This window comes from Plantibacter sp. Mn2098 (assembly GCF_049319745.1).
Lineage (GTDB): Bacteria > Actinomycetota > Actinomycetes > Actinomycetales > Microbacteriaceae > Plantibacter.
Genome location: NZ_JBMOUH010000004.1, coordinates 271,659 through 284,346, shown reverse-complemented (window position 1 = coordinate 284,346; position 12,688 = coordinate 271,659). Strand labels below are relative to the sequence as shown.

Below are 12,688 nucleotides of genomic sequence, written 5' to 3'. Positions count from 1 at the left end.
TCTCCGCGCTTCAGGCCGCGCCGGTGGATCGCCATGCTGAGTGCAGACGGTCTCTGATCAGGTCTTCGTACTCGTGGAACCGGGCCTCTTCGAAGAGCCGCTGGTTCCGCGGGCGGGGCAGGTCGATGTCGATCACGTCGACGATCCGGCCGGGGCGAGGCGCCATCACGACGACCGTGTCGGACATCCTGACCGCCTCGGAGACGGAGTGCGTGACGAACAGGACGGTGGTCTTCAGCTCGTCCCACAGGTCGAGCAGCTGGTCCTGCAGGCTCTCGCGGGTGAACTCGTCGAGGGCGGAGAACGGCTCGTCCATCAGGAGGACGTCGGGCTGCAGGCCGAAGGCGCGCACGATGGCTGCCCGCTGCTGCATACCGCCGGAGAGCTGCGCCGGGAGTTTGTGGGCCGCCTGGTCGAGGCCGGCGCGGCGGAGGAGTTCGAGCATGTCGGGAGCTGCCGCCCCGTCGCGTCCCTGCAGGGTGCCGATGCGTTCGCGGCGTCTGCCCGCACCCGTGTTGATCTTCTGCGGGAGGCTCACGTTCGCGAGGACCGACAGCCACGGCAGGAGCGCCGGGCTCTGCGGGACGAGGCCGATGAGCTTGGCCGCGCACGCTTCGTCTGGGGTGACGTCGTGCACCCGGACCTCACCGCGATCGGCGTCCTCGAGTCCGGCGACGATGCGCAGGAGCGTGGACTTACCGCATCCGCTCGGACCGATGAGGCTGACGAACCGTCCGGGTTCGATCGTCAGGTCGACGTCGCTCAGGGCGACCATCGCCGACGGGCCGTACCCGTAGACCTTCCCCACCGAGGCGAGGCTGACGGCCGACGTTCCGGCGGATTCTGCGCCGTGTGCTGCTGTTTCGTGTGCTGCGCGACTGGTTGCTGGGGTCACCGCTCATGCCCTCCATATCGTTCGCGGGCAGAGGTGCCCGCTGCTCTATGGCGGAGAGCGTGCGTAGCGAGTTCGAGGTCTGCCACGCGGAATCCGCTTGATGGGTCAACGGTAAGCGGGGCGTGTTTCCGAGGATCGTGCGCTGTGTTGCGGGTGTGTTAACGCTGGCTCCGCAGCGGCTCGATGCGCCCGTCGGCGAACAGGTGCACCTCGATGCCGAGGTCCTCGGCCGCCTGCGCGACCCATCCGCCGAGCGCCTGCGAGGCGACATCGGTCACGATGAGGACCGCCCGGTCGACCGTGTCGACGCTCGACCGCAGCCACAGCAGCTTGAACATGTCCGCCATGACCTTGTTGCGGTAGGTGGGCTTGTACGCGCCCTGGTTGGCGACGAGTTGGACGATGATCCGGCGGTCAGGGTCGATGCCCTCGACCTCAACCCGACTGCCGCGGGTGAGCAGGAGCGGCTGCGGACGGAGGGGCGCACCGAACGTGTCGCCCGCGGCGAGGAGCATGCGCCGCTCGATCGAGTCCGGCGTGAATCGGCGCCACTCGGACGGCTCGGGGGCGGATGCTCGGGGTGATCCGCCTGCGATGGGCTCAGACATGTGATCAGTGTAGGAGCGGCGGTGGGCGACGGCTTCCCTCTCGGGCACGCGCACAGCAAGTGCCGGGTAGACTCGACTGGTGCTCATGTGTGTGACGGCGAGCCATAAGAACGCCAGTTTCGACCTCCTCGAACGACTCTCTGTTGGCGCAGAGGGGGTCGCGTCGCGCCTGATCGAGCACCACGAGTGCATCGCAGGGGCCGTCGTCGTGGCCACGTGCAACCGCTTCGAGGCGTACATCGATCTCGATGAACCGGTCACCGCGGCCTCCCCCGTCGCCTTCGAAGCCGCGACGGAAGCGATCAGCCTCACCACGGGCGTCCCTGCGGAAGAGCTGCGAGACGTCTTCGGTCTGTCCGTCGGCACCGCGGCCGCCGAGCACCTGTTCGCCGTGTCGGCCGGGCTCGAATCCGTCGTCGTCGGGGAGGGCGAGATCGCCGGGCAGGTGCGCCGCTCACTCGAAGCCGCGCGGGCGAACGGCACCACGTCCTCCGAACTCGAGCGCCTCTTCCAGCGCGCATCGCAGACCTCCCGCGGTGTCAAGAACCGGACGCCGCTCGGCCGGGCCGGTCGCTCCATCGTGCGCCTCGCCCTCGACCTCGCGGAGAGCCGCATCACCGATTGGGCCGCCCAGCGCGTCCTGCTCGTCGGCACGGGCGCCTACGCTGGCGCCAGCCTCGCGGCCCTGCGCGACCGGGGCGCGAACGACGTGCGCGTCTACTCGCCGTCCGGTCGGGCCGAGCGGTTCGCCCGCTCCCACGCCCTCGACTGGGTGGCCGAGGACGACTTCGCCGCGGAGACCGCCATCGCCGACCTCATCGTCACCTGCACAACGGCCGATCACCACGTGGTCGATGCCGCGGTGCTGACCTCGGGACGGACGCTCGTCGCTGCGGCGCATCGGGCCGGCGGAGCCGTCCAGCTCTCAGCCGCCGACCGACTGGCTGCGACGCCCATCGGCCAGCACGATCTCGTCCCGGCGGATGCGTGCCCGATCGACCACCACGCACGCCAGCTCGTCATCGACCTCGGACTCCCCCGCAACGTGGATCCCGATGTCGCGACCGTCGCGGGCGTCGAACTCCTCGACCTCGAGACCATCCGCATCCACGCGCCGCTCGAAGAGCTGCAGGCCACCGAGGTCGCGCGCTCGATCGTGAGCAACGCCGCCCGGAAGTTCGCGGCCGTCGCCGAGGAACGCAGCCTGGAGCCGGCGGTCGTCGCGTTGCGCAGCCACGTGCACACGATCGTCGATGCGGAGATCGCTCGCGCAGCGGCCCGCGGTGACGACGGGCGCACCGCTCAGGCGTTGCGTCACCTGGCCGGTGTGCTGCTGCACGAGCCGACCGTGCGGGCGCGTGAACTGGCTCGCAACGGCGAGCAGGCGGCCTACACCTCGGCGCTCTCCGCGCTCTTCGGCATCGACGTCGACCTGCCCGCCGCCAGCGCCGCTGCCGCTGCCGCTGCCGCGAGCGCACCCGAAGCCGCCGACGCCGCGTCCTGACCCGCGCCTCGGACGCCCCTCGGTCTGTTCGCAATTCAGGAGCGCCCTCGGCGTGTCGCCGGGGCATCCGCATTCCGGCGGCGACACGCCGAGCCGCTCCTGAGTTGTGAACGGTCCTCACCTCGGGGATGCGCTGGATCGGGTCGCTCGGGGTCAAGACGGCCCGGGTCGGAACAGCCAGGGTCGGAACGGCCCGGGAAACGCAGCAGGGCACCGGCCGAAGCCGATGCCCTGCCGACGACGCCGCGCGATCAGTAGCCGGTGGTACCGGAGTAGTTCGTGGCGATCGACGCGATGATGATGATGTAGACGATGATGAAGATGATCGACAGCACGATGAACACGCCGCTGACGATCGTCCCGGCGAGCGCCAGACCACGACCCTGCTCACCCGTCTTCTTGATCTGGTTCAGGCCGATGATGCCGAGCACCAGACCGACGAGCGAGAAGCCGACGAACGGCGCGATGATCGACAGGATCGCGAGCAGGTTGGTCTTCTGCGCGACGGGCTGCGCGTATCCGTACGGCTGCTGACCGTAGGGCTGCTGGCCATAGGGCTGCTGCGCGTAGCCCTGCTGGTCGTATCCGACGGGCTGGCCGACCGGCTGGCCGTACGGCGCCGGCTGCTGGCCGTAGGCATCGGGAGCGGTCGGAGCGACGGGTGCCGCGTACGGGTTCTCGGGAACCTGGCCGTAGGGCGCCTGCTCGCCGTATTGCGGAGCAGGAGGCGCAGGAGGCGCGGGTGGCGCGGTCGGGGCTGGCGGCGCAGGAGGCGCGGCCGGGGTCTCGGGGACGGACGTCTCGCCGTGGACGGGAGCCGCCGGCGGCTGCTGGCCGTAGGGTTCGTTCGGCTGACCCGAGGAGGGCTGGTCGCCGTTCGGCTGGCCGGAGTTCTGATCGGTCATTCTGAGCACCTCTGCGTAGAGAATCGATGTTCGGCACCAGCCACGAGAATCGGGCGGGTGACCATGTCCCCACAGACTACCCCTCAACCCCTGGACATACACTGGCGTGATGTCACCCGCAGCAACCCGCGAATTCCACGACCAGCAACGAGTGACGATCATCACCGAGAGCGGCACGCACACCGGCCCGGGATTCGTCCTCGTGCACGGCATCGGGATGGGGCATCGCTACTGGTCGGCCCTCGCGGACGAGCTCGACAAGCACGGTCGTGTGTATGCGTTGGACCTCCCGGGGTTCGGTGATGCGCCCGAACCGCTCGAAGCACTCGACATGCCGGCGTCCGGCGACCTGCTCGCGAGGCTCGTCCGTCACGAACACATCGAACGGCCAGTCCTCATCGGGCATTCGATGGGGACGCAGATCGTCGCGGAGGCGCTCGCCCGCCACCCGGACCTGTTCGACTGCGGCGTCCTCATCGCCCCGACCGTCAACGCGGACGAGCGCTCGGTGCGCATGCAGGCGTGGCGGATGGTGCAGGACCTCTCGCGCGCGAAGCCGAAGGTGTGGTTCATCGGCGCCGTCTACTACGTCAAGACCGGACCGCGCTGGTACCTCAAGAAGCTGCGGACGATGCTCGAGCACCACGTCGAGGACGTCCTCCCCCGCATCCGTGCTCGCGTCCTCGTCATCCGCGGCGCGAACGATCGGGTGTGCCCGCGAGGCTGGACGAAGCACGTCGCGACGATCATCCCCCACTCGCGATACGCGGAGGTGCAGGGTCGTGGGCACGAGACGATGATCACGGCCGCGTCGGATGTCGCCGGCCTCATAGTGCGCCACGTGTCGGGGCGGCTCTGACGACGCCGGCACGCTCCGACCGCCGCACGTTCCGCCACATCCCAGCCTCGGGGACGACAATGGTCGAGGCGAGGGGGACACATGGAACGATCGACCGGACGAGGCGGAGCAGGAGAGTCGCTGGCAGCGGCGGATGAGGTGACGACCACGCAGGCGCCTCCGGTCGGACGGCGGCCGTCGGCCCTCGCGATGGCGTGGGTCGTCGTCGCCGACTACGCGTACGCGGCCGTCTGGCACACGCGGGCGCTCGTCGCGCGCGACGTCCCGAAGCAGTATGCGCACGGCGACCGGTCACGGCCAGCGGTCATCCTCATCCCCGGCGTGTACGAGACCTGGATGTTCCTCAAACCCGTCGCCGACCGACTGAACGCGGACGGCTACCGCATCCGGGTCGCGCGCGGCCTCGGCTACAACCGGCGGCCCATCCGCGACACCTCGGCGAGGCTCGCCCGCGCGCTCGGGAGGCTGTCCGCGAACCCGGCAGGCAGCATCGTCGTCGCGCACAGCAAGGGCGGGCTCATCGGCAAGGATCTGCTCGTGACGGGACGCGGGCACTCCGGGATCCGCGGTGTCGTCGCCGTCTGTTCGCCGTTCGCCGGGTCCCGGCTGGCGAGGTACGTGTTGGACCCGAGCCTGCGGGAGTTCGACCCGCACGATGAGACGATCGTCGCGTTGAGCGGCGAGAGCGGCGTGAATGCGGACATCGTGTCGATCTACGGCGTGTTCGACCCGCATGTGCCGGAGGGCAGTGTGCTGCACGGGGCGACGAACGTGCTGCTCCCGGTGTCGGGGCACTTCCGCATCCTCGGCCGGCCGGAGCTCGTCGATGCGGTGCAGCTGGCGGTCGACGGCTTCAGCGATGCGGATGCCGCTGCCGCTGCGGCAAACGCGAGATGATCGAGGGGTGAGCATCTCCACCGACCAGCCCGTTCCGACGCCCGACGACGCTGACGCATCCGGCGCACTCGCCACCATCGAGGTCGCTGCGCTGGCGTACATCCGGGATCGGCGTGTGCTGATGGTGACGGCCCGTGGTCGCGACGTCATCTACATGCCTGGCGGGAAGATCGATGCCGGTGAGACGCCGGTCGACGCGGCCGTCCGGGAGTCGCGGGAGGAGATCGCAGTCGAGCTCGATCGCGGGAGTGTCGCCGAGCTGTTCACTGTCGTGACCCAGGCCCACGGCGAACCCGATGGCCGTCTGGTGCGCATGCGCGTCTTCACCGCGACGACGCCGGACGAGCCGTCGCCCTCTGCGGAGGTCTCCGCCCTGCACTGGGCGACCACGGCCGATCTCCACCGCTGTCCGCCGGCCGGCGCAGAGGTCCTCCGCCTGCTCGCCGAGGCCGACCTCATCGACTAGCCCGCCTGTTCACCTGCGGCCCGCCCCATCCGACACCTCACTTCCAGAATTCAGGAATATCTCCGCCGGAAAGCGCTTAACGACCGCGGAATGCGCTTTCTCATCCTGAATTTTGAAAAAGTTCCTGAATTCCGCGCAAAACTACGCGAGACCACGGGCAGTGCGAGCAAGAGACGCGCAGGCACAGCCGGGACTAGTGGACGTACTCCAGCAGGTCCTGACCGAGGAGACGACAGGCGTCGACGACGCCGAGACGCGTCCCGAGCTCCGTGTCGTCGAACGTGGTGCAGATGGCGTAGCTCACGGCACCGGACGGACCGCGCAGGATGCCGGCCTCTGCCCGCACCCCCGGGTCGGAGCCCGTCTTGTTGAACAACTGGATACCGTGATCCGGTTCACGATGCGCGAGCGGGTCCAGCCCGAACCCGGACGCGACGAGCGACAGGTCGGTGTTGAGCGACAACCACCCGAGCACCCGGCGGCTCGTGGTCGGGTCGACGATCTCCCCCGTCGCGAGCGACTGGAACAGCCACGCGAGCTCGCGGGCCGATCCGACCGACAGCTGCGGAGCATCGTCGAGGCCACGACGGTCCCGGACGATGTCGAGCAGCGCGCTGCGCTTCAGACCGATCTCCTCGGCACGCTCGCGCACGGCATCGAGTCCGATGTGGCGCAGCAGCACGTTGGTGGCCAGGTTGTCGCTCGTGGCGCCGATGAGCGCCGCGAGGTCCGCGACCGGCAACGACGGCGCCTGCAGGTGCTGCCAGATCCCGGAGTCGGCGACGGCGTCGAGCGGCTCACGGTCGAGGACGGTCAGACCGCTGAAGTCCGGGTCGCCGAGACGGGCCGCGACCTCGATGAGGAGCAGCACCTTGCCGACGGAGGCCGTGGGGAACACGACGTGGTCGTCGACCGACATGAGCACTTCGCCCGTCGTGATGTCGTTGATCCGCAGGGATACCTGGACCCCCGTCGCGGCGAGTTCGCCGAGCGCGGTGAAGCCTCGTACGAAGGGTTCGACCTGTTCCGAGGCGCGGTGGCGTCCCCGCCGAGCGTTGCGCGAACGTCTGCGTTCTGACTCCTGGACACGTGATGCCACGGGGCGATCGAGCTCCTCTGCCTCTGGTGTCTTCGCTGCATGCCAGCGTGGGGTGGGTGGTGTGAGCAACACCCCCGGATAGCCCACGCGGCCGACCGGAGCGACCGGTTTTCCGGGGCCCGATCCGTCGCCTCCACGGTATCGTAAGCGCCCTTTGAAGTTCCTGCCAATTCTGTCTGGACAGCATCTGAATCAGGGGTGAGAACGCCCACATTTGGGGGTTTTCAGGGGCCCGGATGGCGCTCGAGCAGCCCATCGTGCACCCCGGGATGAGACAACCTCGCGTCGGTCAGGTAACGGCCGTGTTTCGTTTCTGGAAAAAATTTGCACAGATCCCTTACTTATTGAATACTGTTTCCACAATCACCCATCAGGCCGCCAACGAGGGCGGTCTGAATATCCCCATCGAGGAGACGCACCATGCAGAAGCGCACCCTCCCGCTCGCCATCCTGGCCACCGCAGCACTCGGGCTCACCGCCTGTGCCGGTGGCGGGACCGCAGGCGGGGACACCGTTGACGGCAAGGGCCAGACCCTGAACGTCTGGATCATGCAGGGCACCAACCCCGACTCGGAGAAGTTCTTCTCCGAGGTCGGCGACGACTTCAAGAAAGAGACCGGCGCAACGCTGAAGGTCGAGTACGTGCAGTGGGCGGACGCCCACGACCGTTTCGTGACCTCCATCGCCGGTGGCACCACCCCCGACGTCGCGGAGACCGGTACCACCTGGACGGCCGAGTTCGCCGACGCCGGCGCGCTCGCCCCCATCGGCGACCTGGTCGACAAGGCCGGCCTCAGCAAGGACCTCGTGAAGGGTCTTGTGCAGTCGGGCACCTACGACGGCGAGATGTACGGCATGCCCTGGTACGCCGGCGTCCGCTCGATCATCTACCGCACCGACGTGTTCGACGAGCTCGGCCTCAAGGCGCCGACGAACTGGGACGAGATCGTCGCGGACGTCGCAGCCATCAAGGCGGCCAAGCCCGACATGATCCCGTTCCCCGTCCCGGGCGACGCCGAGTTCGACACCTACCCGTGGCTCTGGGGCGCCGGTGGCGAGATCTCCGAGAAGCAGGGCGACAAGTGGGTCTCCCAGATCGCGAGCGACAAGTCGCGTGCCGGTCTGCAGTGGTGGACCGACCTGGCCCTCAAGCACAACTCCTCCTCCGCAGGTGCGACCACCTGGAAGGAGACGGACGTCATGGACAACTTCCTCCAGGGCAACGTCGCCATGGCCGTGATGGGTTCCTGGACCCCCGCGACCATCGACCAGAAGGCTCCGGACCTCAAGGGCAAGTTCGCCGCCATCCCGATCCCCGGCCAGAAGGACGGCATCTCGCCGTCCGTCCTCGGCGGATCGCACCTCTCCATGTTCGAGACGGCCAAGAACAAGGACCTCGCGTTCAAGTTCATCGAACTCATGACCACGGGCAAGTACGCCAAGCAGTGGGCGGATGAGACGGGCTACTTCCCCGGCCAGACGTCCCTCCTCGACGAGGCCGTGAAGAGCGACGACCCGCTCGTCCAGCCCTTCGCGAAGCAGATGGTCGATGGCGGAGCCTCCGTCCCCGTGACGCCGAAGTTCGGCGCCGTGCAGGCGAAGAAGACCACCAACGCGATGATCCAGGCCATCCTCTCCGGAGCGAAGTCGGTCGACGAGGCGACGACCGACGCCGCCAAGGAGATGGACTCCATCATGAACGGCAAGTAGTCACCAGTGACCAAGCTCACCACCCCTGTTGCCACCCGCGAAGCTCCGGCTTCGCGGGTGGCCGCGGGCCCCTCCCCCTCAGCCAAGCGGCTCAAGGTGCTCATCCGCACCCGGCCGTGGCTGCTGCTCGCGCCGGCGCTCGTCATCCTCGCGGTCCTTCTCCTGTGGCCGCTCCTCCGTGTCGTCCTCTTCTCGCTGCAGGACTACGGCCTGCGCCAGATCGTCAGCGGCAAACCCAACTTCATCGGTTTCGGCAACTACGCCGAAGTGTTCGGCAATTCGACGCTGTGGACCACCGTCCTGCCGAACACGATCCTCTTCGCCGCGGCGTCCGTCATCGGCACCGTCGTCCTCGGCACCCTCGTCGCCCTCCTCATGGCGAACCTCGGCAACTTCTGGCGCACCATCGTCGGCAGCGCCATCATGGTCGCCTGGGCGATGCCCGCCGTCACCGGCACCTACGTGTGGGTGTGGATCTTCGACGCCGACCGCGGCATCGTGAACCAGACGCTGATGGGTCTCGGACTGATGGACGAGCCGTACAACTGGTTCACGAACCAGTTCTCCTTCTACGGCATCGCCCTCATCAACGTCATCCACCACGGCTTCCCGTTCGTGGCGATCACCGTCCTCGCCGGCCTCCTCGGCGTCTCCAAGGAGATGCTCGAAGCCGCGGAGATGGATGGGGCCGGCGCGTTCCGGCGCTTCTTCCAGATCACCTTCCCGTCGCTCAAGCAGGTCTTCTCGGTCGTCATCATCCTGTCAATCATCTGGGACTTCAAGGTGTTCGCGCAGGTCTACCTGATGCCCGGCGGCGCCGGGTCCAACCGCGACGTCCTGAACCTCGGCGTGTGGTCCTACGTGGAGTCGTTCGGTCAGAACCGGTACGGCTTCGGTTCCGCCATCGCGGTCCTCCTGACCCTGCTCCTGCTGGTGGTCACGATCATCTACGTCCGCGTCCTGATGAAGGAGGAGAAGCTGTGAGCGCCACAACCGGTCTGTCCCAGAGCGGCCTGCCGCACAACGATGCTGCCCCGGCCGACGCCACCCGCGCCATCACCACGGCGGCCACGAGCAGCACCGGCCGCATCCCCGTGCACCGCAAGGCGAGCGCACGCACCAAGCGGGCGAACACGGGCAAGGCGATCGCGGTCGTCTTCCTCCTCGTCTTCACGCTCTTCCCCGCGTACTGGATGATCTCGAGCGCGTTCGACGCGAAGGCGTCGAGCGGCGGGCAGTCCTTCATCCCGAAGGAGTTCTCGTTCAAGAACTTCGAATACGTCCTCACCACGGGCGGATTCGACATCTTCCTGCGGAACTCGGCGATCGTGGCCGGCGCGACCGTGCTGCTGTCCGCCATCGTCGCCCTGCTGGCGTCCGTCGCCGTCGCGCGGTTCAAGTTCAAGTTCCGCACCGCGGTCCTGCTCATGATCCTCGTGGTGCAGATGGTGCCGCTCGAAGCACTCGTGATCCCGCTGTTCGTGCAGGTGCGCGACCTGCAGCTGCTCAACACGCTGCTGGGGCTCATCGTCGTCTACGTTGCACTCTCGCTCCCCTTCGGGATCTGGATGCTGCGCGGATTCGTCGCGGCCGTCCCGGTCGAACTGGAAGAGGCAGCGTTCATCGACGGCGCCAGCTGGTGGCGCATGTTCCGCTCGGTGCTCCTGCCGCTCGTGGCCCCAGGCCTCGTCGCGACGAGCGTGTTCAGCTTCATCACGGCGTGGAACGAGTTCATCTTCGCGATGACCCTCCTCGGCGGTTCGACGGAGAACTACACGGTCGCGATCGGCCTCAAGCAGTTCTTCGGGCTCCACTCGAACGACTGGGGCTCCGTCATGGCGGCCTCGACAATCATCACCATCCCGGTCATGATCTTCTTCATCCTCGTGCAGCGTCGCCTCTCGGGCGGCCTGGTGGCCGGGGCCGTGAAGGGATGAGCACCGTGGATGAGGCACCTGCGAACGACGACACGACGGCAGGCGCCGTCGCAGCCGACGGCACGATCGACCCGGACGTCGCGCGGCTCGTGCGCGGCGTCCTGTGGCCGGGGTTCCTCGGCCGCACGGCGCCGGCGTGGCTGCTGCGGGAGCTCGACGGCGGTCTGGCCGGTGTTGTGTACTTCGGGCAGAACATCGGAACCGACCCCGCAGAGACCGCGGCGCTGTCCGCAACACTCAGGGCGCACCAGCCGTCGATCCTCATCGGCGTCGACGAGGAGGGCGGCAACGTCTCCCGCCTCGAAGCGCTCACCGGGTCGACGCTGCCGGGGCACGCACAGCTGGGCGCGCTCGACGACGTCGAGGTCACGAAGGCCGTCGGCGTCGAGATCGCACGCCGTCTGCGGGAGGCGGGCACGAACATCGCGCTCGCCCCCGTCGCCGACGTCAACACGAACCCGCTGAACCCCGTCATCGGGAACCGTGCGTTCGGGTCGACGGGCGCACTCGTCGCCCGCCACACCGCCGCACTCGTCGAGGGGCTGCAGTCCGCCGGCGTCGCGGCGTGCGTCAAGCACTACCCGGGGCACGGCGACACGGCGACGGATTCGCACCTGTCGCTGCCGCGCATCGAGCTGCCGCTCGACGAGATCGACCGCGAGCACCAGCCGCCGTTCCAGGCCGCGATCGATGCCGGGACGGCGAGCATCATGACGGCGCACATCGTGGTGCCGGCGTTGCGGGCCCTTCGACAGGCTCAGGGACCGGACGTTGACGTCGCGGGCGATGCCCTTCGACAGGCTCAGGGACCGGAAGGGCCGGTCACTGAGCTCGTCGACGTGCCCGCCACCCTCAACCCGACGATCCTCGGACGACTCCGCGCAACCGGGTTCGACGGCGTCATCATCTCCGACGCCCTCGACATGGCGGCCATCCGCAGCACCGTCGGCTCCGGGAACGGCGCAGTCCTCGCGCTGCGCGCCGGCGTCGACCTGCTGTGCATCGGCAACCCGTCGAACCTCGGCCCGAAGCTCGGCGCGACGACCGACGAGGACGACTACCTCGAAGTCTTTGAAGCCGTGTGCGCGGCCGTCGCGGACGGGTCGCTCGACCGCGGCATCGTCGAGCGGGCGGCTGCTCGGGTGCAGCGGCTCGTCGTCGAACTGGCCGATGTGCCGCTGCCGGCCGCGCGGTCGTTCGCGGAGGAGATCGCTCAGGTCGTGCAGGTGGCAGGCGACGTCGTGATCGATGCCGCAGCTCTGACGATCCTGGATCTGCGGAACCGGCCGACCTTCGCCGTCGCATCGGCGGCCGACCCGTTCGTCGACGCGCTGTCCGAGCGGTACACGGTGACCCGGGTACCCGTGGGCGAGTCCATCGCCGACGGCGACGACGAGGCCCTCGACGCCGCACTCGACGCGCTCGACGAGACGCACGGCGTCATCGTGGTGACCGACCAGCAGTCGATCGCCGGGGCGCAGTCGGCCGCGGCGGAACGGATCGCCGCCCGGCGTCCGGACGCCGTGCTCGTCGGCGTCGGCCTGCGGGCGACGCTGCCGACCGCGCTCGCATCGATCGACACGCTCGCGGCATCGCGGCTGTCCGCCGATCGGGTGCGGGATCTCGTCAGCGCGCAGTGACGGGTCGCACCTCCACCGTTCGCCCTTCGACAAGCTCAGGGACCGGGCCACTCGGTCCCTGAGGCAGCGCCCTTCGACAGGCTCAGGGACCGGGCCACTTGGTCCCTGAGCTTGTCGAAGGGCCGGCAGCCCGCGGTCCCTGAGCTTGTCGAAGGGCCACCAGCACCA

Annotated in this window: 12 protein-coding genes; 8 read left to right on the top strand and 4 right to left on the bottom strand. The window is 68.5% G+C overall.

Annotated elements, in window-relative coordinates; translation table 11 throughout:
- Positions 1-10: 10 nt before the first annotated feature.
- The gene (locus ACL9RL_RS08565; protein WP_422779806.1) at positions 11-895 is read right to left on the bottom strand and encodes an ABC transporter ATP-binding protein; all 885 of its coding nucleotides are present in this window, start codon (positions 893-895) and stop codon (positions 11-13) included.
- 158 nt (positions 896-1,053) lie between these two features.
- Positions 1,054-1,503 (bottom strand): hypothetical protein, encoded by a 450-nt coding sequence (locus ACL9RL_RS08560; RefSeq protein WP_422779805.1) that lies wholly within the window; start codon positions 1,501-1,503, stop codon positions 1,054-1,056.
- Positions 1,504-1,582: 79 nt separating this feature from the next.
- Here ACL9RL_RS08560 and ACL9RL_RS08555 point away from each other — a divergent pair, with 79 nt between their 5' ends.
- Positions 1,583-3,007 (top strand): glutamyl-tRNA reductase, encoded by a 1,425-nt coding sequence (locus tag ACL9RL_RS08555; protein WP_422779804.1) that lies wholly within the window; start codon positions 1,583-1,585, stop codon positions 3,005-3,007.
- Between the two features lie 251 nt (positions 3,008-3,258).
- Here the strand turns inward: ACL9RL_RS08555 and ACL9RL_RS08550 are convergent, their stop codons facing one another.
- On the bottom strand, positions 3,259-3,912 hold the full coding sequence (locus ACL9RL_RS08550; protein ID WP_422779803.1) for a DUF4190 domain-containing protein: 654 nt from the start codon (positions 3,910-3,912) through the stop codon (positions 3,259-3,261).
- Between the two features lie 109 nt (positions 3,913-4,021).
- Between ACL9RL_RS08550 and ACL9RL_RS08545 the strand changes: the two genes are divergently transcribed.
- From ACL9RL_RS08545 to ACL9RL_RS08535, 3 genes are all read left to right on the top strand, one after another.
- A complete protein-coding gene (locus ACL9RL_RS08545; protein WP_422779802.1) occupies positions 4,022-4,771 on the top strand; it encodes an alpha/beta fold hydrolase in 750 nt (249 codons plus the stop codon).
- Positions 4,772-4,852: 81 nt separating this feature from the next.
- Positions 4,853-5,668 (top strand): esterase/lipase family protein, encoded by an 816-nt coding sequence (locus ACL9RL_RS08540; protein ID WP_422779801.1) that lies wholly within the window; start codon positions 4,853-4,855, stop codon positions 5,666-5,668.
- 7 nt (positions 5,669-5,675) lie between these two features.
- On the top strand, positions 5,676-6,134 hold the full coding sequence (locus tag ACL9RL_RS08535) for an NUDIX hydrolase (RefSeq protein WP_422779800.1): 459 nt from the start codon (positions 5,676-5,678) through the stop codon (positions 6,132-6,134).
- Between the two features lie 193 nt (positions 6,135-6,327).
- Here ACL9RL_RS08535 and ACL9RL_RS08530 read toward each other — a convergent pair whose 3' ends face one another.
- The gene (locus ACL9RL_RS08530) at positions 6,328-7,233 is read right to left on the bottom strand and encodes a serine hydrolase (protein WP_422779799.1); all 906 of its coding nucleotides are present in this window, start codon (positions 7,231-7,233) and stop codon (positions 6,328-6,330) included.
- Between the two features lie 420 nt (positions 7,234-7,653).
- Here ACL9RL_RS08530 and ACL9RL_RS08525 point away from each other — a divergent pair, with 420 nt between their 5' ends.
- The 4 genes from ACL9RL_RS08525 (at position 7,654) to ACL9RL_RS08510 (ending at position 12,520) form a co-directional block, all read left to right on the top strand.
- On the top strand, positions 7,654-8,943 hold the full coding sequence (locus tag ACL9RL_RS08525) for a sugar ABC transporter substrate-binding protein (RefSeq protein ID WP_422779798.1): 1,290 nt from the start codon (positions 7,654-7,656) through the stop codon (positions 8,941-8,943).
- Between the two features lie 6 nt (positions 8,944-8,949).
- Positions 8,950-9,927: a carbohydrate ABC transporter permease gene (locus ACL9RL_RS08520; RefSeq protein ID WP_422779797.1), complete on the top strand. Its 978-nt coding sequence runs from the start codon at positions 8,950-8,952 to the stop codon at positions 9,925-9,927.
- A gap of 110 nt (positions 9,928-10,037) precedes the next feature.
- Entirely contained in the window at positions 10,038-10,880 is an 843-nt protein-coding gene (locus tag ACL9RL_RS08515) for a carbohydrate ABC transporter permease (RefSeq protein WP_422779855.1), read from the top strand.
- Positions 10,881-10,885: 5 nt separating this feature from the next.
- Positions 10,886-12,520, top strand: a complete 1,635-nt coding sequence (locus tag ACL9RL_RS08510) for a glycoside hydrolase family 3 protein (RefSeq protein WP_422779796.1) — start codon at positions 10,886-10,888, stop codon at positions 12,518-12,520.
- Positions 12,521-12,688 lie beyond the last annotated feature (168 nt).